The sequence below is a fragment of the Nocardia sp. NPDC059240 genome (genome assembly GCF_042753865.1).
In the GTDB taxonomy this organism is placed as follows: domain Bacteria; phylum Actinomycetota; class Actinomycetes; order Mycobacteriales; family Mycobacteriaceae; genus Nocardia.
The window spans coordinates 231,909-253,166 of the sequence record NZ_JBHZAC010000013.1 but is presented as its reverse complement, the minus strand read 5'-3'; the positions used below and the strand labels follow the sequence as shown (position 1 = coordinate 253,166).

20 protein-coding genes are annotated in these 21,258 nt (G+C 68.9%); 10 read left to right on the top strand and 10 right to left on the bottom strand.

The window, feature by feature from the left end:
* The first annotated feature begins 16 nt into the window (after positions 1-16).
* Positions 17-856 carry an SAM-dependent methyltransferase gene (locus ACFXHA_RS37600; RefSeq protein ID WP_379364807.1) on the top strand — a complete coding sequence of 280 codons (840 nt, stop codon included), beginning with the start codon at positions 17-19 and terminating at the stop codon, positions 854-856.
* A gap of 61 nt (positions 857-917) precedes the next feature.
* The gene (locus tag ACFXHA_RS37595) at positions 918-1,736 is read left to right on the top strand and encodes a hypothetical protein (protein ID WP_379364806.1); all 819 of its coding nucleotides are present in this window, start codon (positions 918-920) and stop codon (positions 1,734-1,736) included.
* Between the two features lie 15 nt (positions 1,737-1,751).
* Here the strand turns inward: ACFXHA_RS37595 and ACFXHA_RS37590 are convergent, their stop codons facing one another.
* Together ACFXHA_RS37590 and ACFXHA_RS37585 are read right to left on the bottom strand one after the other, a co-directional pair.
* Positions 1,752-2,165, bottom strand: a complete 414-nt coding sequence (locus ACFXHA_RS37590; RefSeq protein ID WP_379364804.1) for a hypothetical protein — start codon at positions 2,163-2,165, stop codon at positions 1,752-1,754.
* Positions 2,166-2,209: 44 nt separating this feature from the next.
* Positions 2,210-3,433 carry an ATP/GTP-binding protein gene (locus ACFXHA_RS37585; protein ID WP_379364802.1) on the bottom strand — a complete coding sequence of 408 codons (1,224 nt, stop codon included), beginning with the start codon at positions 3,431-3,433 and terminating at the stop codon, positions 2,210-2,212.
* 180 nt (positions 3,434-3,613) lie between these two features.
* On the opposite strand from ACFXHA_RS37585, the gene ACFXHA_RS37580 reads away from it, so the two are divergent.
* On the top strand, positions 3,614-4,417 hold the full coding sequence (locus ACFXHA_RS37580; protein WP_379364800.1) for an ArsR/SmtB family transcription factor: 804 nt from the start codon (positions 3,614-3,616) through the stop codon (positions 4,415-4,417).
* Positions 4,418-4,477: 60 nt separating this feature from the next.
* Here ACFXHA_RS37580 and ACFXHA_RS37575 read toward each other — a convergent pair whose 3' ends face one another.
* On the bottom strand, positions 4,478-4,897 hold the full coding sequence (locus ACFXHA_RS37575) for a PPOX class F420-dependent oxidoreductase (RefSeq protein WP_379364839.1): 420 nt from the start codon (positions 4,895-4,897) through the stop codon (positions 4,478-4,480).
* Between the two features lie 120 nt (positions 4,898-5,017).
* Here ACFXHA_RS37575 and ligA point away from each other — a divergent pair, with 120 nt between their 5' ends.
* Both ligA and ACFXHA_RS37565 read left to right on the top strand, forming a co-directional pair.
* The gene (gene ligA, locus ACFXHA_RS37570) at positions 5,018-7,117 is read left to right on the top strand and encodes an NAD-dependent DNA ligase LigA (protein WP_379364798.1); all 2,100 of its coding nucleotides are present in this window, start codon (positions 5,018-5,020) and stop codon (positions 7,115-7,117) included.
* Positions 7,118-7,166: 49 nt separating this feature from the next.
* Positions 7,167-7,673 carry a GNAT family N-acetyltransferase gene (locus ACFXHA_RS37565; protein WP_379364797.1) on the top strand — a complete coding sequence of 169 codons (507 nt, stop codon included), beginning with the start codon at positions 7,167-7,169 and terminating at the stop codon, positions 7,671-7,673.
* Positions 7,674-7,973: 300 nt separating this feature from the next.
* Here the strand turns inward: ACFXHA_RS37565 and ACFXHA_RS37560 are convergent, their stop codons facing one another.
* The 3 genes from ACFXHA_RS37560 to ACFXHA_RS37550 form a co-directional block, all read right to left on the bottom strand.
* Positions 7,974-8,657, bottom strand: a complete 684-nt coding sequence (locus ACFXHA_RS37560; protein ID WP_379364795.1) for a hypothetical protein — start codon at positions 8,655-8,657, stop codon at positions 7,974-7,976.
* A gap of 35 nt (positions 8,658-8,692) precedes the next feature.
* Positions 8,693-9,169: a hypothetical protein gene (locus ACFXHA_RS37555; protein WP_379364794.1), complete on the bottom strand. Its 477-nt coding sequence runs from the start codon at positions 9,167-9,169 to the stop codon at positions 8,693-8,695.
* Between the two features lie 188 nt (positions 9,170-9,357).
* Positions 9,358-9,927, bottom strand: a complete 570-nt coding sequence (locus ACFXHA_RS37550; RefSeq protein WP_379364792.1) for a sigma-70 family RNA polymerase sigma factor — start codon at positions 9,925-9,927, stop codon at positions 9,358-9,360.
* 109 nt (positions 9,928-10,036) lie between these two features.
* Here ACFXHA_RS37550 and ACFXHA_RS37545 point away from each other — a divergent pair, with 109 nt between their 5' ends.
* Both ACFXHA_RS37545 and ACFXHA_RS37540 read left to right on the top strand, forming a co-directional pair.
* Positions 10,037-10,753, top strand: a complete 717-nt coding sequence (locus ACFXHA_RS37545; RefSeq protein ID WP_379364791.1) for a zf-HC2 domain-containing protein — start codon at positions 10,037-10,039, stop codon at positions 10,751-10,753.
* Between the two features lie 15 nt (positions 10,754-10,768).
* Positions 10,769-13,024, top strand: a complete 2,256-nt coding sequence (locus ACFXHA_RS37540; RefSeq protein ID WP_379364790.1) for a heavy metal translocating P-type ATPase — start codon at positions 10,769-10,771, stop codon at positions 13,022-13,024.
* Here the strand turns inward: ACFXHA_RS37540 and ACFXHA_RS37535 are convergent.
* Genes ACFXHA_RS37535 through ACFXHA_RS37520 form a run of 4 tightly spaced genes read right to left on the bottom strand, consistent with a single transcriptional unit; the run spans position 13,021 to position 18,256 of the window.
* A complete protein-coding gene (locus ACFXHA_RS37535) occupies positions 13,021-15,210 on the bottom strand; it encodes a cytochrome c oxidase assembly protein (protein WP_379364788.1) in 2,190 nt (729 codons plus the stop codon). The genes ACFXHA_RS37540 and ACFXHA_RS37535 overlap by 4 nt on opposite strands.
* The gene (locus ACFXHA_RS37530) at positions 15,207-15,992 is read right to left on the bottom strand and encodes an ABC transporter ATP-binding protein (RefSeq protein WP_379364786.1); all 786 of its coding nucleotides are present in this window, start codon (positions 15,990-15,992) and stop codon (positions 15,207-15,209) included. The genes ACFXHA_RS37535 and ACFXHA_RS37530 overlap by 4 nt, the downstream gene beginning before the upstream one ends.
* A gap of 49 nt (positions 15,993-16,041) precedes the next feature.
* The gene (locus ACFXHA_RS37525; protein WP_379364784.1) at positions 16,042-17,127 is read right to left on the bottom strand and encodes a FecCD family ABC transporter permease; all 1,086 of its coding nucleotides are present in this window, start codon (positions 17,125-17,127) and stop codon (positions 16,042-16,044) included.
* Entirely contained in the window at positions 17,105-18,256 is a 1,152-nt protein-coding gene (locus ACFXHA_RS37520; RefSeq protein ID WP_379364782.1) for an ABC transporter substrate-binding protein, read from the bottom strand. The genes ACFXHA_RS37525 and ACFXHA_RS37520 overlap by 23 nt, the downstream gene beginning before the upstream one ends.
* 108 nt (positions 18,257-18,364) lie before the next feature.
* On the opposite strand from ACFXHA_RS37520, the gene ACFXHA_RS37515 reads away from it, so the two are divergent.
* From ACFXHA_RS37515 to ACFXHA_RS37505, 3 genes are read left to right on the top strand one after another with little or no spacing between them, the layout of a single operon-like run.
* Positions 18,365-19,219 (top strand): TauD/TfdA dioxygenase family protein, encoded by an 855-nt coding sequence (locus ACFXHA_RS37515; RefSeq protein WP_379364780.1) that lies wholly within the window; start codon positions 18,365-18,367, stop codon positions 19,217-19,219.
* Position 19,220: 1 nt separating this feature from the next.
* On the top strand, positions 19,221-19,754 hold the full coding sequence (locus ACFXHA_RS37510; protein WP_379364778.1) for an FcoT family thioesterase: 534 nt from the start codon (positions 19,221-19,223) through the stop codon (positions 19,752-19,754).
* The gene (locus ACFXHA_RS37505; RefSeq protein WP_379364776.1) at positions 19,751-21,256 is read left to right on the top strand and encodes a long-chain-fatty-acid--CoA ligase; all 1,506 of its coding nucleotides are present in this window, start codon (positions 19,751-19,753) and stop codon (positions 21,254-21,256) included. The genes ACFXHA_RS37510 and ACFXHA_RS37505 overlap by 4 nt, the downstream gene beginning before the upstream one ends.
* Positions 21,257-21,258 lie beyond the last annotated feature (2 nt).

The window sequence follows — 21,258 nt, the reverse complement described above, 5'->3', positions numbered from 1 at the left end:
GCACTGGGGAGCAAGCATGGCCGAGACAGTGAAAGTGCCGGTCGACGGCGTCGCCGTGACCGCGATCGGGGTCGCCGTCATCAGGGCGCGGGAGAGCGAACGGGAGGATCGGCTCTACGACGACCCGCTGGCGCAAGCCTTCGTCACCGCCGCCCGGGCGGGCTTCGGCGAGCAGCGCTGGACGCAGCTGGAGGCGCTCGCCGATCAGTTCTTCGACGGCAGAACCATCGGCGTCCGACTGGTCGACGAGCGTTTCGAGGCGGCCGTCGCGGCGGGCTGCCGCCAGATCGTGCTGCTGGGAGCGGGTTTGGACACCCGCGCCTACCGGATGAACCTCCCGCAGGACATCACCGTCTTCGAAATCGACCTGCCCGAACTCTTCGATTTCAAGGAACCCGTCCTCGCGGCGACGGAAGCGACCCCGACCTGTCAGCGTCGAGTCATCGTCGCCGATCTCCGGGAGGACTGGCGAAAAGCACTGCTGGACAGCGGCTTCCAGCCGAGCGTGCCGACCTACTGGGTCGACGAGGGGTCGCTCGGCTACCTGAACCAGGACTGGAATCGGAGCGTCGTACTGACACTCACCGAATTGTCCGCCCCCGGAAGCCGTTTCGGTGCGGGCCGCGTGGCCGTCGATCCCGACGCACCCCCGTACCGCGAACTGCGAAACTTCGTCGGCCGGGAAGCACCCCCCGAACACATGGCCCGCCCCGCCGATTTCGATGTCGAAGCCTGGCTCGACGAAATCGGCTGGGATACCCAATTCCACAGCTGGAACGACATGACCGCCCACCTCGACCGCCCCGCCGGCCCCCTGAACCCGCGCATCGGCAGCATCGCAGCCATCCGCCGCTGACCTTCGGACACGCCGTCGCGCCGCCGGGATCGATTGCCGAATGGTTGCTAGTTTGCAGGCCATGACTCACGTCTGGCGCAGGACCGGTCTGCTGGCTGCCACTTTCGCGCTGCTCATCACGGGTTCCGCGGTTGCGGCAGCCGACCCCGGCGGTAGGGCTCCCGAGCCCGGGTACTGCGAAGGGGCCGAGCGGGAGGCGTCGTTGATGCAGGATCAGCAGCGGCTTCTCGCTCGGCTCGGGCACCTCACCCGATTGAACGATTGGGGCGATGTCGCGGCGCTGGCGGCGGTCGGCTGGATGTTGCCGACCCACCTGCACGTGAACTTCGAGAACACCGGTCTGGCCATCGCGCGCCCGGAGGCCCTCCTGGAGAAGGAGGCGAGGTCGGGCAATCCCGGCATGGCCGTGTACCGGTCTGTCTCGCAGGACTCGCTTGCCGCCCAGATCAACCCCTACCAGGCGAACTTTCCCTACGAGCTGATCGGCTGGGCGCACGGCATCATGTACACGCCGGGGGTGTACCCCACCTCACCGGATCTGTGTATCAGCAAGAGCGACTGGTTCGTTCACGAGCAGGGCGCGCACACCTTCCCCGATTTCGGGTTCGTGGCCGAACCGCCCCGGGAGGACTACCTCGGGCAGAGCGCCGGAGACCTGTTCCCGCTGCCGACCAAGGCCTTCGGGCCCACCCACGGCCGCTTCTGGGATGTGCACCTGTGGCTGGATCCCCAGGGCGGCCCGCCGGCCACCGGCATCGAGCGCCCCTTCGACTACATTCCGGGCGCACCCATGCCGCACGATTCCTTCTTCTTCCCGGAACAGCCCGACTACCAGGATGATTCGACCCCCGGGCACACCGGCGACCACCACCACGACTGAGCGGCCGCCCTGCCGTCAGCCCTGGTTCTTCGGTCGCCTCGAACCGAAGTAGGGGCGGGCGCCCGGGTGGTCTAGTTGCCATTTGTTGGGCTTGCCCGAGGGGTAGGCGACGGGGATCTGGTCGCCGATGGCCGGCCACTGGGCGGTGTCCCAGGCGAAGCGGCCGTAGACCTCGTGGGCCACCACCGAAGGCCCGGAGATGCTGCCGGTGATGGTGACGTACTGCTCGCCGGGGACGTTCGGGTGGGGGCTCACGCCGGTGAGGTAGAGGGTTCCCGACTCGAGGCCGACCGGTGAGCGATTGCCGAGGAACCCGGAGGGGTCGCTCGCCATCCCGCGCCCGATGTTGCCGGTACCGCGGCGGTAGTAGGCGATCGCCGCGCCCACGGCGACGGCGACCATCAGGAGGAACAGCAGCTGGATGACCATGGACTCCATGCTAGGCGCGGGGGAAACCAAGCATGCTCGACCGGCTACTGGGCGGTGAGTTCGGAGACCCCTTGCTGGCGGCGTAGCTGCCAGACGGTGGTGCGTTTGGACTGTGAGCGGCCGTTGCCGCGGTCGATGAGGGTGCGGTTGGCGGTGGTGAACACCAATTGCGCGCCCTGGGTGTTGGTTTCGGGGTTCTGGAACAGCTGGATGATGCTGTCGGCGGTTTCGGGGGTGAGGGCGGCGTCGATATCGTCCACGGCCAGCACGCCGCCGGTGTCGAGGGCGTCCAGCATGGGCGGCAGCAGACGCAGCATGGCGAGGGTGGCGCTGGATTCGTCGGTGATGTCGAAGGCGGTCTCGATGCCCTCGTGGGTCAGGCCCAGGCCGACGCCGCGGCGGGCCACCATGCGGGAGTAGAGGGCGTCGCGGGCGGCGTAGAGGTTGGCCAGTTCGCGCTGCAGCAGGGTGGTGGTGATGCCGTGTTCGAGGAACAGCTCCTCGGCGTAGTTCGCCGAGATGGTGCAGGACTCGATTTCCTTTGTGGTGGCGGCGATATCGGTGTCCAGGTCGCGCAGGTAGTCGGCGTACATGGGATCGTCCGAGGGCAGCAGCAGATCGGTGATGCCGAGGTCGGCGGAGCGCAGCAGGGTGAGCAGCCGCACCGCGTGATCGGTGGAGCGCGAGATGTGCGAGCCCACCCGGTGCGCGATCTCCGACGGATCCGGTTGCCCGCACTGGACTTCCAGCAGCGACTGGAACCAGCGGTAGGCCGGGACCAGCGGCTCGGCGTACAACTGCCCGGAAAGGCTGAGCAGCAGCGCATTCGGACGCACCAGCGGCACCACCGCGCCCAGCCCGTAGCGGGCGGCCTCGAACATGGGCCCGATGCGGATGTCGTCGCCGGCGCGCTCGTAGACCACCCGCTTGCGGTTGTGCGGGTGCGAGTGCAGCCATTCGGCGGCCACGTCGGCATTGTCGAGGCGGAAGCCGTAGGTGTACGGGCAGCCCTCGGCGACGAAGTTGGCGACGAATTCCGAAGGGCGGTCGACGAATCCGAGGTGCGGGGTGCGCACCGGGCCGGAGTAGGGATCCCACCCGGTGACCGAATTCAACACGGCGTCGCGCATCTTGTCGAGCGCGTCGACGAGTCCGGTCTTGCCGGTGGCGGCCGCCCCGTACACCGCTGTGACGGGTGTGGCGATCGGCCCGCTACCCCGGGTGAGCCGCAGTTCCTGCGGCTCGGCGAGGGACCGATGGTTCGTCACCTGAAAACTACGCAACACCTTGGACATCCTGCCGGTAGCGGGCCGTAATTGCGACCCACCCTATGCGGGCGATGCCGGTCGGTTGCACTCGGACGCCAGGATTGACAGGCAACTCATCGGTTGCCTATTCTGAAACATGCAACCATCAGGTTGCCTATGGCGATGGTGTGAGGTGGCCCCGTGGACGACGTGTTCAAGGCCCTTGCCGATCCGACCCGCCGCAGACTGCTCGACAAGCTCGACGAACGCAATGGTCAGACCCTCGGCGAACTGTGCGCCGAGCTCGCCTTGACCCGGCAGGCGGTCAGCAAACACCTCGCGGTGCTCGAGGCCGCCAATCTGATTGCGACACAACGGCGGGGCCGCGAGAAGCTGCACTACCTCAATCCCGAACCGGTCAATGCCATCGCCGACCGCTGGATCAACCGCTACCACCGAGGTCGGGTGCACGTGCTCGCCGATCTCAAATCCGCATTGGAGGGTTCCCCCATGAGCGAGGATTTCGTCTACGTCAGCTACATCAAGACCACCCCCGAGCGCCTGTGGCAGGCGCTGACCGAACCGGCCTTCACCAAGCAGTACTGGGGCGCGACCTTCGACACCGACTGGCAGCCCGGTTCGGAAATGGTCTGGCACCAGCAGAATTGGACCGGCGTCAACCCGGGCCAGGTGGTGCTGACGGCCGACCCGTACACCAAGCTGTCCTACACCTGGCACACCTTCGACGAGACCTTCGCCGAGGCGATGGGCATGCCCGCCGCCGATGTCGCGGTGTGGGGCGCGGAACCGCGCTCCACGGTCACCTTCCAGCTCGAGGAGCTGGGCGAGATCGTGAAGCTCACCGTCACGCACGACGGCTTCCCGCCGCAGAGCACCGTGCTGCCGGTCATCAGCCAGGGTTGGCCCGCCATCCTGTCCAACCTCAAGAGCCTGCTGGAAACCGGTGCGACACTGCCGCATCCGGAGTTCACGGCCGCCGAGTAGCCCGCCCTGAACCGGGCAACCGGTTGGTCTGAATGGCGGGTCGGGTGGAGACCGCCAGGCTCAGCGGGTAAGGCCGTAGGCGCGGGTCGGGACCAATCGCAGCATCACCCGGCGATCGGCGACCATGGCGCGGCGGTAGTCGTCCCAATCGGGGTGCTCTCCGCTGACCGCGCGGTAGTAGGCGACGAGTTCGTCGACGGTGGCGTCGTGCGGGTCGGCGGCGACCGGCGACAGATCGGCCGTGGCCTCGATGACCGTGTAGGACCAGAAATCGTCGCTGGAGATGTGCAGCGCGGCCCAGGGTTCGCGCAGCAGATTGTGGTACTTCGCACGGTCGGCGGTGATGGAGACGCGGACGATGCCGTCGTCGCCGGTCCAATGGGTGACATTGGACAGCTGCGGGCGGGTGTCGCGGCGGATGGTGGTCAGCACCGAACGGTGGTGGGAGCGCGCGAAATCGAGTGCCTTGGCGAGGTCCATGACAGCAGCAACCCGGGCGTCGGCGCGGGTGTTCCCGGACACCCGGAAATCGTCTCGATAGTGTCGCGACGTGCGGGAATGTTGATCGGGCCTGTCGGTCGGGCGAGATAAAGTACCGGGGTGAGCGAATCTGGCAACGAGATCACCGCGGCGAGCGGGGACGAGCGGGTCGAGTGGCAGCGGCTGGCGGAGGAGGTCCGTGACCACCAGTTCCGCTACTACGTGCGGGACGCGCCGATCATCACCGACGGCGAGTTCGACGAGCTGTTCAACCGGCTGGTGGCGCTCGAGGAGGCGCATCCCGATCTGCGCACACCGGATTCGCCGACCCAGCTGGTCGGCGGCGGGTTCACCACCGAGTTCGCGCCGGTCGATCACCTGGAGCGGATGTACTCGCTGGACAACGTCTTCAATGCCGAGGAGATGCGGCAGTGGATCGCCAAGGTGGAGGCCGACGCCGGCACCGACATCCACTATGTCTGCGAGGTGAAGATCGACGGGGTCGCGCTCAACCTCGTCTACGAGGACGGCAAGCTGGTACGCGGCGCGACGCGCGGCGACGGGCGCACCGGTGAGGACGTCACCCTCAATGCGCGCACCATCGAGGACATCCCGCACGAGCTGATCCACAGCGACGACTTCCCGGTGCCGAAGCTTCTCGAGGTGCGCGGCGAGGCGTTCATGACGTTGGCCGACTTCGAGGCGCTCAATGCCGGCATCGTTGCGGAAGGTAAAGCGCCGTACGCGAATCCGCGCAATACCGCGGCCGGTTCGCTGCGGCAGAAGGATCCGGCGGTGACGGCGCGGCGGCGGCTGCGGATGATCTGCCACGGGTTCGGGCGGCTGGAGGGTTTCGCGCCGGAGTCGCAGTACGAGGCGTATCGGGCGCTGGCCGCGTGGGGGCTGCCGGTCTCGGCGCACACGGTGCGGGTGCAGGGCGCGGATGCGGTGGTGGATCGCGTCAACTATTGGGGCGAGCACCGCCACGATATCGAGCACGAGATCGACGGCCAGGTTGTCAAGGTCGACGAGTTCAGCCTGCAACGCCGCCTCGGCTCGACCTCGCGCGCGCCGCGTTGGGCCATCGCCTACAAGTATCCGCCGGAGGAGGCGACCACCAAGCTGCTCGACATTCAGGTGAATGTCGGTCGTACGGGCCGGGTTACGCCGTTCGCGGTGATGGCCCCGGTCACGGTGGCGGGATCCACGGTGGCCATGGCGACCCTGCACAACGCCTCCGAGGTGCAGCGCAAGGGCGTGCTGATCGGCGACACCGTCACCATCCGCAAGGCCGGGGACGTGATTCCCGAGGTGCTGGGTCCGGTGGTCGATGCCCGCGACGGCAGTGAACGGCCCTTCGTCATGCCGACGCACTGTCCCGAATGCGGGACCGAGCTGGCCCCGGCCAAGGAGGGCGACGCCGATATCCGCTGCCCGAATCAGCAGTACTGCCCGGCGCAGTTGCGGGAGCGTGTCTTTCACGTCGCCGGGCGCGGTGCGTTCGATATCGAGGCGCTGGGTTACGAGGCCGCCGTCGATCTGCTGAAGTCGGGTGCGATCGCCGACGAGGGTGACCTGTTCGCCCTCGACGCGGACACGCTGCTGACCACCACGCTGTTCACCAACAAGAACGGCACCCTGTCGGCGAATGGCAAACGCTTGCTGGAGAATCTGGACGCGGCCAAGGAGCAACCGCTCTGGCGGGTCCTGGTGGCCCTGTCCATCCGCCACGCCGGACCCACCGCAGCCCGTGCCCTGGCCACCGCCTTCGGCAGCATGGACGCCATCCGCGAAGCGTCGTCCGAGGAGCTCGCCGCCACCGACGGCGTCGGCCCCACCATCGCCGCCGCGGTGACCGAATGGTTCACCGTCCCTTGGCATCTGGATATCGTCGACAAGTGGGCGGCGGCCGGTGTCCGGATGGTCGACGAGCGCGACGAGTCCATCGAGCGCAACCTCGAGGGCCTGTCCATCGTGGTGACCGGCTCCCTGCAGAACTTCACCCGCGACGGCGCGAAGGAGGCGATCCTCATCCGCGGCGGCAAGGCCGCCGGATCGGTCTCGAAGAAAACGGCTTTCGTGGTGATCGGCGATTCACCCGGCTCCAAGGCGGAGAAGGCCGAGGAACTTGGCGTCCCGATCCTGGACGAGGAAGGCTTCGCCAAACTTCTCGAGGGCGGCCCCGAAGCCGTTTCCGAGGACCCGAAAGCGGTTGACTGAGTACGACTCCCGAAGGGCGTCGTGGGGCGATGAGGATGGAGTTGTGGTGATGGGCGCGGACCAACGCGATGGCGTAGTGATTCGGGATGCCGAGGTCGGGGATTTCAAGGCGGTCGGTGATTTGACCGTCGAGGTCTATGTGGGTGAGGGGCATGTGAATCCCGAAAGCCTGTATGTCGCAGAGCTTGCCGACACCGCCACTCGGGCGGAATCGGCCGAGATTCTGGTGGCGGTCCGGGACGAGGACATGCTTGGTTCGCTGACCATGGCCCGGCCGGGCACGCCGTTCGCGGATATCGCGCGGGCGGGAGAGATGGAGTTCCGCATGCTCGCGGTGTCCAAGGCGGCACGTGGGCTGGGTGTGGGGACGGCGCTGCTGAACCGGGTGATCGACACGGCGCGCGCCGAGGGCTTCGAGGCGGTCGTGTTGACCACCATGCCGACCATGCAGGACGCCAGGCGAATGTACGACCGTCTCGGATTCACGCATGTGCCGGAAAGGGATTGGCGCACCATGGCCGGAACCCCCTTGACCGTCATGCGCCTAGCCCTCTGACCGAGGGTCACTCTGCCGATATTCCATCCGACATTCCATCCGTCATTCCGGCATGCTTTTGGCCGGAATCCACTCTGCGCGTGTGGATCCCGGCCGAGAAGCACGCTGGGATGATCGGGCGAGGGTTGGCCGTGCAGCGGATGATGGGGCGAGGGTTGGCCGTGCGGCGAAGGTCCGGCGGAAATGGTGGAGGTCCGGGTGCAATGGTGGAGGTCCGGCCGGTCGGCGGACCGGCTCGGCCCTGGGGGCCGAGCCAGCCAACCTGGCAAGCCCGCTGAGGGGGTGCGGGCGGGGTATGGGTCAGGTGAGGACGCCGTCGATGCAGAGAGAGCCGGTGCGCCAGGTGGGGGCTGGGCGGTTGTCGTCGAATTTCCAGTTGGAGATGGGGTGGGCGGCCTTCCACAGGGTTGCGCCGCTGGGGACACGCACCACCTGGTAGACGTCGTCGGTGCCGGGGATGAGCTGGTTGCCGACGCAGTAGTCGGTGTAGCTGGTGCCGGGTTGCCTTGCGCCGGGGCTGAATTGGCCGACCGGGGAGGCGGCCGCGCCGGGGCTGGGCGCGGGGGTGATCGTCCCCGCCGCCTGCCCGGCGAACCAGTACGGCGCACCGGCGTCGGTGCCGCAGCGGAAGGTGGTTCCGCCCGCGCGGACGGTGGTCTGCTCGGCGTAAGTCATTCCGGCCCAAAGACATCCGGCGCTCGGGCGAGATTTGCGCTCGCCGGGGTCGGCCTCCGCGGTCGCGGCCAGCGGCAGGCCCGCGACGGCGAGCGCCGCGATGGCCATCGGCGTGGTGGCCACGCGGCCCAGGCGTCGCATCTTCCTGGGCTGGGCGGGCCTGGTCACCACCGTGCCCACAGCGGTCGCCCCTGCGCCGACACCCGTCGCAGGGGTGGTCGCAGCGGCCGCCATGGTGGCTGCATCGGTCGGCCGGGTGTTCGTGTCGGTGGCTGGGATGTTCGGCAGTGGGCTTGCGGTGGAAGGCATTTCGGGCTCCGGGGGATCGCGTGCGCGGATCGGGGTCAGCAGTGGCTGGCGAGGGCGGGGCAGACGGTGTAGCCGGTGCCGTCGTCGTTCCAGTTCTGTGTCCAGCCCGCCGGGTTGCCCGCGCGGGAGCTGAGCGGCTGCGGGGCGGTCTGTGAGAAGTCGTCCGTGGCGCGCGGATGCTGGTTCTGTAGAACGGGATTCATGTCGGTGTGCAGGTAGCCGAAGGGGTCGCTGTCGTGCAGGCCGGTGTGGTCTTCGCCGTGGGTGACGATGCCGCGCTGGCCGGGATTGCCGCCGGACTGCGCGGGGCCCTCGGCGCGCTTGGCGTCCGCGCCGCCGCCTTGCGGTCCGGAAGTGGTGGAAGTGCTTGGGCCGGTGGAGAATCCGCCGCGAGACAGGGATTCCGCGGCGGCGGGCCCGGCGGCGAGGACCACGGCTGCCGCGCCCGCGAAGGGGGCCAGGATCAGGCTCAGGCGGCGGACGGTGGGGCGTGATCGATGGGCTTGCTGCATGGCGACATTGCCTCTCTGCTTGCCGGTTCAGGTCACGTCGGTGACTCATCTACTAACTAAGACCGTAGATGGTCTACGTAGTTGAATAGTAGGTAAACGCTGAGAAACTACTAAGTACCTACGTAGATGACCGTGAACCGGCCCACAGTGGGCGTTTACGCAGGCTCAGCCCCGGGCGTCGGGGGAATTCAGCCCCGGGCGTCGGCCGCGTCGTCGCCGCGAGCGGCGGCGATGAGATCCTCGCGGGCGCGGGCCACGCGGGAACGAATGGTGCCGGTCGGACAGCCGCACACCTCGGCGGCCTCCTGATAGGACAGCCCCAGTACCTGGGTGAGGATGAGGGCTTCGCGGCGTTCCTCGGTGAGCGCGGCGAGCATGATCTTCACTTCGGCGAATTCGAGTACGGCGGCATCGGCTCCGGCGCGACCGCGGTCGGCGGCCTCCTCCCAGTCCGCGCTCCACGAGACCCGCGGCCGCGCCATGGCGGTGCGAATCTCGTCGACGCAGACGCGGCGCGCGATGGACAGCAGCCAGGCGCGCGCGGTCGAGCGGCCCTCGAATCGGTGCAGGCTGCCGAGGGCTCGCAGGTAAGTGTCCTGGGTCAGGTCGTCGGCGCGGCCGGCGTCGGTTCGGTGCGCGATGAAGCGCCACACATCTGTTTGGGTCGCGCGGATGAACTGCTCGGTGGCGCGCCTGTCACCCTGCGCGGCGGCCATTGCGAGCACATCGATCCGGGCATCACTGGACGCCGAGTGCACCGGCTCACCATAGTCGGATCCGCACGCCGACCGGCAAACTCGCCGACTGCCGACAATGTCACACCGGTGCCCGGGAACTTTGTGCCCCGAATATCCGACACCTTTCGACGTGAAGTGCGAAGTGTGTCAGGAAGCGCTGTCCGCGCGCATCGATGACGAACCCGAACCGGTGCCGTCGGCGCAGGTCGACGCGCATCTCGAGGAGTGCGCCGGCTGTGCGGAGTGGTATCACGCGGCGGTGGCCGCCACCCGTGGTCTGCGGATGCGCCCGGTGACGCCGACCCCGGATCTGACCGACCTGATCGTGCACCGTGCGGTAGCCGAAGGTGTGCTGCCCGGTCATCGTGACGACCGGCTCGAGCGGCTGCGACTGCTGCTCGGGTTGATCGGCGCGGTGCAGTGCGCACTGGGCATCGCGCAACTGGCGGGCGCCGGAATGGGCGTGCACACAGATCATCTCGGCCATTCGGGCGCGGGGCATCTGTTCAACGAGAGCACAGCGTGGAACCTGGCCCTGGGCATCGGCATGGTCTATTGCGCGCTGCGCACCCGGGCCGCCGCGGGCCTGATCCCGATCCTGGGCGGCTTCGCGGGCATCGTCGGGCTGTTCGTGGTGCTGGACCTGGCCCGGCACGAGACCACCGTGGCCCGCGTGTCCTCGCACCTGGTGGTGGTCGCGGGCCTGGCGGTGGCGGTGCTGCTGCGCAGGCACCTGGACGGCGAGCCGGAAGAGGGCGGGCGTGAGCACCAGCCGGTCCCGGTGCCGCAGGGTGCGCGCGGCGGCCGCCGCCTCAACCACCTGTCCCGCCACGACCCTGCCGCCTGATCGACGAAAGAGACTGTGACTGTGCAGAATTCGACGCTGCTCGTGCCACCGGCCGAGCGGGTGCGGCTGGCGGTGACCGGCATGAGCTGCGCCAGTTGTTCGGCACGCGTGGAGCGCGCCCTCAATCGGCTCGACGGGGTGACCGCCGCGGTGAATGTGGCGACCGGGGTGGCGACGGTGGACGTGCCGCCCGCGCTGGACGCGAAACAGCTGTGCGACACCGTGATCGCGGCCGGTTTCGGCGCGAGCGAGATCACCGGCGCGACACCGATACTCGATACCGAGCCCGAGGATCGGGCCGCCGCCGACCTGTTCCGGCGGCTGCTGGTGGCGCTGCTGCTGTTCTTCCCGCTGGCCGATCTGTCGATCATGTTCGCGGTGGAGCCGAGCACCAGAATCACCGGCTGGCAATGGATTCTGCTGGGATTGGCCGCGCCGATCGTGGGGTGGGCGGCCGCGCCGCTGCACCGGCGCGCGCTGGCGGGGCTGCGGCACGGGGTGACCAGCATGGACACCCTGGTGTCGCTGGGCATCACGTCGGCGACGCTGTGGTCGATCGTCACGCTGCTGTTCCGGGATCGCGATCCGGCACCGGTGCACGGTGTCTGGAACGCGATCTTGCACGCCGACTCGATTTATCTGGAGGTCGCGGGCGGGGTCACCGTCTTCGTGCTGGCCGGAAGGTATTTCGAGGCGAAGGCCAAGCGCCGTGCGGGTGGCGCGCTGCGTGCCCTGGCCGCGCTGGGTGCCAAGGATGTGACGGTGCTGACCCGCGACGACCGCGAGATCACCGTGCCCATCCAGGAATTGACCGAGGGCGCGCGCTTCCTGACCCGGCCCGGCGAGACCATCGCCACCGATGGTCTGGTGGTGTCGGGCAGTTCGAGTGTCGACGCCTCCGCCATGACCGGTGAGTCGACGCCGATCGAGGTCGGGCCCGGGTCGGCGGTCACCGGCGGCACGGTGTCGCTGACCGGTCGCCTGGTGGTCGAGGCAGGGGCCGTCGGCGCGCAGACCCGGCTGGCGGGGATGATCCGCCTGGTGGAGGAGGCCCAGGCCGGGAAGGCCGGGTTGCAAAGGCTGGCCGACCGCATCTCCGGGGTCTTCGTGCCGATCGTCTTGGTGCTGGCCGCAGCGACTTTCACCGGATGGATGGTGAGCGGAGCGGGTCTCGACGCGGCCATCGGTGCGGGCCTGGCGGTGCTGGTGATCGCGTGTCCGTGTGCGCTCGGCCTGGCCACCCCGACCGCGCTCATGGTGGCGTCGGGGCGTGGCGCACAACTGGGTGTGTTCATCAAGGGGCACGATGCGCTCGAGGCCAGCCGGACGGTCGATACGGTGGTGTTCGACAAGACCGGGACGCTCACCGAGGGTGCGATGACCGTGGTGGCGGTGCACACCGTGGAGGGCGAGGATCGGGCCGAGATCATCGGTCTCGCAGCAGGTTTGGAGGCGGCCTCGGAGCATGCCGTGGCCGCCGCGATCACCGCGCACGGCCGCGCCGCAGGGCCGCTGCCCGAGGTCACCGATTTCGTGGCGTTGCCGGGCCTGGGCGCACGTGGACTGGTCGAGGGCCGTACGGCCTTGATCGGGCGGGCGGCCCTGTTCGCCGATGCGGGCGTGCCCATTCCGTCCGCGCTGGCGCGACAGTTGGAGCGGGAGCAGCGATTCGGCCGCACGGCCGTGTACTTCGCGGTGGACGGGCGTGCGGTGGCGGTGCTCGCGGTGGCCGATACGGCGCGCCCCGGCGCGGCCGACGCGGTCGCGCGCCTGCACCGACTGGGCCTGCGCACCCTGCTGGTCACCGGCGACAATGCCTTTGCCGCGCAGGCGATCGCCGACGAGGTGGGCATCTCCGAGGTGATCGCGGAGGTACTGCCCGAGGGCAAGGTCGAGGTGGTGCGGAGCCTGCGCGCGCAGGGACACCGGGTGGCCATGGTCGGCGACGGCATCAACGACGGCCCCGCCCTGGCCACCGCCGATCTGGGGCTGGCCATCGGCCGCGGCACCGATGTGGCGATCGGCGCGGCCGACATGATCCTGGTGCGCGAGGACCTGGCGGCGGTACCCGACGCCATCGAACTCGCGCACGCCACCCTGCGCACCATTCGCGGAAACATGATGTGGGCCTTCGGATACAACGTGGCCGCCGTCCCGGTGGCGATGGCGGGCCTGTTGAATCCGTTGCTGGCGGGCGGCGCGATGGCGTTCTCATCGCTGTTCGTGGTGTGGAACAGCCTGCGGCTGCGGAACTTCCGGGGCCGAGGCTAGCGGCGGCGGGCGCTGAGCTGGTCGAGCATGGCGTTGTAGGCGGCCAGCTCGTCGTCCTCCGGATACTCCTCCTGATGCCGGTCGAAGCGGGCCGCCTCCTTGCGCTCCTGCTTGGCCCACTGCGACAGCAGCGCGCCGACCACCAGCAGCACCGGCACCTCACCGGAGATCCAAGCCAGCGTGCCGCCGAGCCGCTGATCGGCCAAAAGGTCGCGCATCCAACCCAATTGGAGTTGAGGGTAGAAGTCCGCGCCGATGAGGGTGTCCGAGGACATCACCGCGACGCCGAAGAAGGCGTGGAACGGCATGATCGCGAACAGCATGCCCAGCCGCCCCAGATGCGGCAGCCGCTTGGGCCCGGGATCGATGCCGATGATGGCCCAGTAGTAGAGGTATCCGGTGATGAGGAAGTGGATGTTCATCAGCAGATGCCCCCAGTGGAAGCGGATGAGCTGATCGAACAGCGTCGTGAAATACAGGCCGTAGAGCGAGACCACGAAGATGATGAGCGATACGATCGGATTGCTCAGCACGCGGGTGAACCGCGAATGCATCAGCGACAGTACCCATTCGCGCGGACCTGGCTGCCCCGCACGTCCGGCGGGTGGGACCGCGCGCAGCAACAGCGTCACCGGCGCGCCGAGTACCAGCAGCACCGGAATGAACATATTGAGCGCCATATGGGTCATCATGTGCACGCTGAACATGCCGTAGCCGTACGCGCCGATGCCGGACGATGTCACCAGCAGCAGCGCCAGGCAGCCGAGCGTCCACGACAGGGTGCGCCAGCGCGGCCACTCGTCGCCACGACGGCGAAGTCTGTGCGCGCCGGCGAGATAGGTGGCCGCCAGCAGGATCGCGGCCGTGCCCAGGACGACGTCGAAGCGCCACACGGTGAGCAGTCGCCAGGCATCCGGAGGATGTGGCAGATCGAAGCCCAGGAAGACCTGTAGCGCGGTGAACGAGCGGTTGGAGAAGGCCGGCGCGGGCTGAATGGCCATGGCGATCGAAATACCCAGCCACACCTCCTCGGTCGCCGTCGCGATGACCAAGACGCTTGGGAGTAAGCCGGATTCGGGTGCCACGCGGCCCAGCCACCAGACCAGCATGAGGTGGGTGGCCAACAGGAATGCCGCGCTGAACGCCAGCCAGGAGTAGATCCCGCCGAAAGCACTGGGCGGGTCGAGGATCAGCATCAGTACTACGGCCGTCGGAATCATGACCGTCACCGCCGCGGTCACGATGACCCGGTATCGGCGCAGCGCGACCTGGAACCGCCGCGCGCTCTCATGGCCACCGACGCGCCGCCACTGGGCGAGCACGTTCCAGCTCAGCCCGGCCAGCAGCGACAGCGCGATGGTGAACGGAATGACCGCACCGGTCGCGTAGTCATGGTTGGGCCCCTCCCCAGCATTGCCGACCACGGCGGGCGAGATCACCGCCACCGCACTGATTCCCGCGAGCCCGAACAGGCTGTTCCACGACAGTGTCAACCGCAACAGCACCGCGACCGCGACAGTCAGCACCGCGACCACCAGCCACGCCTTGGGTTTCTCGGCCGCCTCGATCAGCGGTGGCAGCGCCCGCAATCGCACGGCGGTGCCGAGCGACATCCCCGCGGCGTCCGCGGCGGTGACCGGCACCAGCGCGACCGCACTCAGCGCCCATACCGCCGCCGCCCGTTCCGCGATCCGCCCGGCCGCGTACCCGTCCACCGCCATCCGCCCGCGCCCGGTGGGAGCGGCGCAGAACAAGGCATAGACGAGCGACCCGAGCGTGAATCCGCCTGCCAGACAAGCAATCAGCCGCAACAGGGCATAGGTGGCAGCCGCCGCCCCACCCGGATAGCCGAGCCCCTGCTCGAGATAGGCGCGATCCCCGACGGTCACACTGACCGCGACCACCAGCACCACCGCCGCAACGCCCGCCGCCCCGACCGACACCGTCGCGCCGGGGCGCCGACCGCCGGCCCCGGCAGCTGCTGCCCTGCCGGCGCTTCGACCGTTGGCCTCGAACGGCGTTGCCCCGCTGTCGTCTGGGCCGTCGGTCTCGGATAGCGCGGTCCACCGGTTGCGTCGGACGCCGGTCTCGGACGGTGCTATCGCGTCGTTGGGGTGGCCGTCGGCCTGGGAAGAGTGCGGCGGGCCGGAGGCGGGGGTGGCCTCGCTGGTCGCGGGTTCGGTCATCCGAGTGGATCTCTCTCTGCCGGTGCGGTTTCGGGTGGGGCGGTGACGAGGTGGGGGCGGCCGGTGAGGGGGTGGGGGACGATGGCGCTGCGGACGCCGAACAGGGCCGCGACTCGGTCGGGGGTGAGGGTTTCGGCGGGTGGGCCGGTGGCTACGACCGCGCCGTCCGCGAGCAGGATCAGGTGGTCGCAGTAGGCCAGGGCGTGGTCGAGGTCGTGCAGGGCGGCCACGGTGGTGAGGCCGAGATCCCGGACCAGTTCCAGTAATTCGAGTTGGGCTCCGAGATCGAGATGGTTCGTCAGCTCGTCGAGCAGCAGTACCGGGGTCTGCTGGGCGAGGGCGCGGGCGAGTAGGGCGCGTTGGCGTTCGCCGCCGGAGAGGGAGGCGAAGACGCGCCCGGCGGCCCCTTCGAGGCCGACCCGTTCCAGGGCAGTGCGCACCAGATCGTGGTCGGCGGCGCTGTCGCTGCCGAAAGCGCCCTGATGTGGAATTCGGCCCATGGCAACCATTTCCAGCACCGAGAAGCCGTGGTCGAGGCCGTGATCCTGGGCCACCACGGCGGTGCGCCGGCCCGCCCGGCGGGCGCTCGTGCGCCACACGTCCTCGTCGCCGATCCGCACCGCGCCGGAGCTGGGGCGTAGGGCTCGGTAGAGGCAGCGCAGCAGAGTGGACTTCCCCGACCCGTTAGGTCCGGCCAGGCCGGTGAACGAGCCCGGCGCGATCTCCAGTTCTACGCCGCTCAGGATCGGTGCGGCGTCGATCGTGACCCCCAGTCCGGTCACGGAGATCCTCATGCGATCCCGCGCATTCTCTCGGGGCGCTGCGCATTTTTCATCGTGCGCTGCTCCTTCCACGTCGCAGCAGTACCAAAAAGGCGGGCGCGCCCAGGGCCGCCGTCAGGATGCCGATCGGAATCTCGTTGGGGCGGTCCACGGTTCGCGCAGCCAGGTCCACCAGGACGAGGAAGATCGCGCCGAAGAGCAGTGAAACCGGCAGGGCCCTGCGGTGATCCGGGCCGACCAGCAGCCGGGCCGCGTTCGGGACGATCAGGCCCACGAAGCCGATGCCGCCCGCAGCGGCCACTACGGTCGCGGTGAGCAGGGCGGAGATCACCAGCAGCCAGATGCGCAGGCGGTTGGGGTTGATGCCCAGACCGGCGGCGGTGTCGTCGCCGAGGGCCAGCGCGTTCATGCCGCGCGCGAGTGCGGGCAACACCAGTAGCGCGGCGGCCACCGCGACCGCCGGGGCGAGCAGACTCGACCAGCTTGCCCCGGTGAGGGAACCCAACAGCCAGAACATCACACCGCGCAGTTCGGCGGGTTTGGCGCGCAGTTGCAAATAGCTCGTCGCCGCCGTGCCCAGGTACGACACTGCGATGGCAGCCAGCAGCAGGTCCGCGCCGAGCAATCGCCCGCCGCGTTGCGCCAGTGCGAACACCAGCGCCAGGCTCAGCAGCGCACCCGCGAAAGCGCTGCCGGTGACCCCGAATCCGGTGGCCGCCAGCGCCGTCGTGGTCATGGCGAGTACCGCGCCCAGCGACGCACCCGAGGTGACGCCGAACAGGTAGGGGTCGGCCAGCGGATTGCGGACCAGGTTCTGCAGGCACAGTCCTGCCAGGCTCAGCCCGGCGCCCGCGACGGCGGCCAGCAGCACGCGGGGCGCACGGAAACTCCACACGATCTGATCGGTGAGCGGATCGGCGGGTATGCCGCCGAACAGGTGGGCGGCCAGCACCCGCACCACATCCGAGGGCGAGACGCTGACGGTGCCCAGGGCGACGGCCGCCACGATCGCGACCACCAGCCCGGCACACAGCGCGGCGAGCAGCGGTCCGAAAGCCCTGCGGGACACCGGATGCGGACCGCTGGATGTCGGAGGCGGCCCGGCCCGGCGCTCAGCTGCGCGGATGGAGCGCATCGGCTATCTTCTCGATGGCAATGGCATTGAGCGGCCCGATGTACGGGCTGTCGGAGAGCGAAATGTACTTCTTGTTCTTCGATGCCGCCCACTGCGGGAACTTCGCGAACAGCTCGTCGGCCATCTTCGCCGCGTCCTCGTCGGCGCGGTATCGGCCGATAACCACCAGGTCCACCGGGCTCGCGGCCAGCGCCTCCGCGTTCACGTCGGCGAGCTCTTCGGAACTTTTGCCGCCGAAGGGGTTTCGCCCGCCCGCCCGGTTGATCACATCGTCGTAGATGCCGCCGCCGAAGACTGCGGGCAGCCCGTTGGAGTTCATCGCGGCCATGCCGGGGTAGACCAGCAGCACGTTCGGGCGCGACTGACCCGCGACCCGCTGCTGGATCGCCGCGATCCGATCCCGTTGCTGCTTCACGTAATCCACGGCCCGCTGCTGGACGTCGAAGATCCGGCCCAGCGTGAGCAGTAGGTCGAAGGAGGCGTCGACGGTCTGCCCCTTGGCCCGATCCTTGTCCGCGGCGGTGGCGTTCGGGTTGCCGAGCGCGCAGTTGGCCGGATCGACGAAGCCCTGGATCCCGGCCGCCGCCAGCGCGTCCCGGCCGATCGACCCGATCTTGTCGTCGAATTCGCCGTACCAGGTGGACACCACCAGATCCGGTTTGCGCGCCAGGATCTGTTCGCGCGGGACCGCGCTGTTCTCGTTGAGGGTGAGCCCGCCGGTCGGGAGCGCCGCTACCGCGTCGGCCATGCCGGGCTGATCGGAGATGCCGTAGGACTGGCTGTTGGCCACGACGCGGTCCTGCAGTCCCAGGGTGATGAAGCTTTCGGCCTCGGCGACCGAGGCGCCGTTGGTGAGCAGCACCCGACTGGGCGGTTGGTCGAAAGTGAGGCTGCGGCCACAGTTGTCGAGAGTCAGCGGGTAGGTGGTCTTGGCGGCGGTCAGGGGAGCCTGCGAATGATCGACCGGCGCGGAGTCCTTCGTCGCGGTCCCACAGCCCGACAGCGCACCGGCCAGCAGGGTTCCGGCCAGCACGAACGCGGTGCCGAGGCGGCGGGGACGGGGTCCGGGAGCGGGGCGCGGCGTCGCGCGGATTGCGGAGAACACACCACAGCCGTCGGATTTCGGCACGCCCCGGTTCCCGGCTGTCGAACAAATCACAAACCCGCGTCGCCGGGGAACCGGGCGTACCGATACCCCGACCCCTCCCGTTGGCCGCACCCGAGATCGGAGGAACCCGTGAGATTGACACCGCAGCCCGGGATGGGCTTGGTAGCCGAGGATTTCGACCCGGACCGAGCCGAGGACGTGCAACTGCTGCGCAAGACGGTCTATCGGGACAAGATCGTGCTGCTGCGCGGGCTGGACCTCGATGTCGCCGGATTCCTCGCGCTCGGCCGCACGTTGGGCACGCCGGAGGCGTACTACGAGCCCGCCTACCATCATCCGGAGCACCGCGAGGTATTCGTGTCCTCCAATGTGGTCGAGGGCGGGCAGCGCGTCGGCGTCCCGAAGACCGGGCGGTTCTGGCATTCGGACTATCAGTTCATGCCGCGGCCGTTCGACCTCACCCTCACCAGTCCGCGGGTGGTGCCCGACCGGGATCGCGGCACCCTGTTCATCGATATGGCCAAGGCGTACGAGGCGCTCGCGCCACGGTTGCGTCAGGCGGTCGAGGACACCACGGCGACTCATACGGTGCGGCGCTACTTCAAGATCCGGCCCGGCGATGTCTTCCGCCCGGTGTGTGAGCTGCTGGCCGAGATCGACGCCAAGACGCCGCCGGTGACCATGCCGACCGTGTACGAGCATCCGCACACGGGGGAGCGGGTGCTGTATCTGAGTGAGGGCTTCACCGAATCCGTTCAGGGGCCGGACGGCGGCTCGCAGCCGGAGCTGCTGCGCGAATTGCTCGCCGCGACAGGGCAACTCGACGACCTACCCGGCGCGGTCCCGGTGCACCTGCAGACCTTCGAAGCCGGTGACGTCCTGGTCTGGGACAACCGCAGCCTCGTGCACCGCGCCGTGCACACCGACACCCCCGCACCCACCGTGTCCTGGCGGGTCACCGTGCACGATGCCCTGGAGGCCTGAGATGACGCTCACGACAGCGGTTTTCGAAGCCGGAGCCGACGAACTGGCGGTGGTGCTGCGCTGCTACAAGCCACACTGCCGGTACCTGAAGTCGCTGACGGTCACCGTCGATGGAGACCGGATCGTCGGCACGGGCACGTTCTCGATCCCCGAACCCTGCTACATCGACGACACCGGGCACCTCAATGCCGTCGAGGTCGGCATCTGCTACAACCAGCTGCTCTACCAGACCATGGCCACCATGGTCCGCCACCGCACCGGACCGGTGCTGGCCGACTGGACCATGCCGGAATTCCTGCGCCGCTATCTGCCCGACGTGCTGATCGCGGAGTCCCGCAACATCTTCCGCCGCGCCATCGACTCCAGCTCGTTCACCGGCGAGTTCGTCATCGACCGGGCCACCCGCTACCGGCCCGGCCCGGACACGGACGAACGGATCGCGCTGGAGACCAGCTACGGATTCCGCGACGAGCACGGCGGCGCGTGCGACGGCAAGATCCGGGTCGTGGTCGTGGACACCGCGAGCGCCGCATGATCGGCACCCGGCCCGCCACCCTCGCGGAGCTGGCCCGCCACCATCCGGATCCGGCCGCGACCGCCGTGATCTGCGGTGCGCGCGCCCTCGGCTACGGGGAGCTGGATCGGACGGCCGACCGGATCGCCGCCGCGCTGGTGGCGGCGGGGCTGGAACCCGGTGCGCGAGTGGCGTATCTAGGGCTGGAATCCGTCGACTACTACGCGACCCTGCTGGGGTGTGCCCGTGCGGGAATGGTGCTGGTACCGATCAACTTCCGACTGACAGCACCCGAAATCGCCTACATCCTCGGAGATTCCGGGACATCGCTGCTGCTGGTCGACCGGGCGCTGCGAGAAGCGCTGGGCGAGCTGGACATTCTCGTGGTGAGCACCGAGGACCTGCCGGACTGGTACGAAATCCACGCCGCCACCGCGTCCGAACGCGCGGTCTGCCCCGATGACGCGGTGGTGCAGCTCTACACCAGCGGCACTACCGGACTGCCCAAGGGTGTGGTGCTCGCGCATCGCAGCTTCTTCGCCGTGCGCGACGCGCTCGCCGACGCGGTCCTGGACTGGATCGACTGGCAGGCCGGCGATGTCGGGCTGATCGGCATTCCGGGCTTCCACGTCGGCGGACTCTGGTGGGCCACCCAGGGTTTCGCGGCGGGCGTCACCATGGTGGCCATGCCGCGCTTCGACAGCGGTGCGGCCGTGCGGCTGGTGGCTCAATTCGGGGTGACCACGGTGTGCGTGGTGCCGTCGATGCTGCGGCTCATGCTCGACGAGCCCGCTGCCGAGCGGGACGCCCTGGCGGGTGTACGCAAGGTCGTCTACGGCGGCTCACCCATTCCGGAAGCCCTGCTGCACACCGCGATCGAACGGCTCGGCTGCGAATTCGCGCAGATCTACGGGCTCACCGAGACCGGCAACACCGCGATCTGCCTGCCGCCGGACGCGCACCGGCCGGGCAGTCCGCTGCTGCGCGCCGCCGGACGGTCCTACCCGGGTTTCGGCGTGGAAATCGTGGACGCGCACGGGACGCCGCTGCCCACCGGCGAGGTCGGCGAGATTCGGCTGCGGACACCGGGCCGCATGCTCGAGTACTGGCGCAATCCGGAAGCCACCGCGGACACCCTGCGCGACGGCTGGATTCACACCGGCGACGCCGGCTATCTCGATGCGGACGGCTACCTGTTCCTGTGCGACCGCATCAAGGACCTGATCATCGTGGCGGGGGAGAACATCTATCCCGCCGAGATCGAGAACGTCCTGGCCGCGCATCCGGCCGTCGCCGATGCCGCCGTGATCGGCCGCCCCGACGAACGGTTCGGTGAGCGCGTGCACGCCGTCGTCGCCCTGCGGCCCGAGGCTACCGCCACCGCCCGCGACCTCTTCGAGTTCTGCCGAGACCGGCTGGCCGCCTTCAAGATTCCCGTCCGCTTCGAATTCGCCGACCGCATTCCGCGCAACCCCAGCGGCAAGATCCTGCGCCGCGAACTGCGCGACCGGACCGACCACTGAGA

Excerpts from the sequence above, each read along its gene's own strand:
- ACFXHA_RS37600 (WP_379364807.1), top strand. The coding sequence starts at position 17 with ATGGCCGAGACAGTGAAAGTGCCGGTCGACGGCGTCGCCGTGACCGCG.
- ACFXHA_RS37595 (WP_379364806.1), top strand. The coding sequence starts at position 918 with ATGACTCACGTCTGGCGCAGGACCGGTCTGCTGGCTGCCACTTTCGCG.
- ACFXHA_RS37590 (WP_379364804.1), bottom strand. The coding sequence starts at position 2,165 with ATGGTCATCCAGCTGCTGTTCCTCCTGATGGTCGCCGTCGCCGTGGGC.
- ACFXHA_RS37575 (WP_379364839.1), bottom strand. The coding sequence starts at position 4,897 with ATGGACCTCGCCAAGGCACTCGATTTCGCGCGCTCCCACCACCGTTCG.
- ACFXHA_RS37565 (WP_379364797.1), top strand. The coding sequence starts at position 7,167 with ATGGGCGCGGACCAACGCGATGGCGTAGTGATTCGGGATGCCGAGGTC.
- ACFXHA_RS37560 (WP_379364795.1), bottom strand. The coding sequence starts at position 8,657 with ATGCCTTCCACCGCAAGCCCACTGCCGAACATCCCAGCCACCGACACG.
- ACFXHA_RS37555 (WP_379364794.1), bottom strand. The coding sequence starts at position 9,169 with ATGCAGCAAGCCCATCGATCACGCCCCACCGTCCGCCGCCTGAGCCTG.
- ACFXHA_RS37535 (WP_379364788.1), bottom strand. The coding sequence starts at position 15,210 with ATGACCGAACCCGCGACCAGCGAGGCCACCCCCGCCTCCGGCCCGCCG.
- ACFXHA_RS37525 (WP_379364784.1), bottom strand. The coding sequence starts at position 17,127 with ATGCGCTCCATCCGCGCAGCTGAGCGCCGGGCCGGGCCGCCTCCGACA.
- ACFXHA_RS37510 (WP_379364778.1), top strand. The coding sequence starts at position 19,221 with ATGACGCTCACGACAGCGGTTTTCGAAGCCGGAGCCGACGAACTGGCG.
- ACFXHA_RS37505 (WP_379364776.1), top strand. The coding sequence starts at position 19,751 with ATGATCGGCACCCGGCCCGCCACCCTCGCGGAGCTGGCCCGCCACCAT.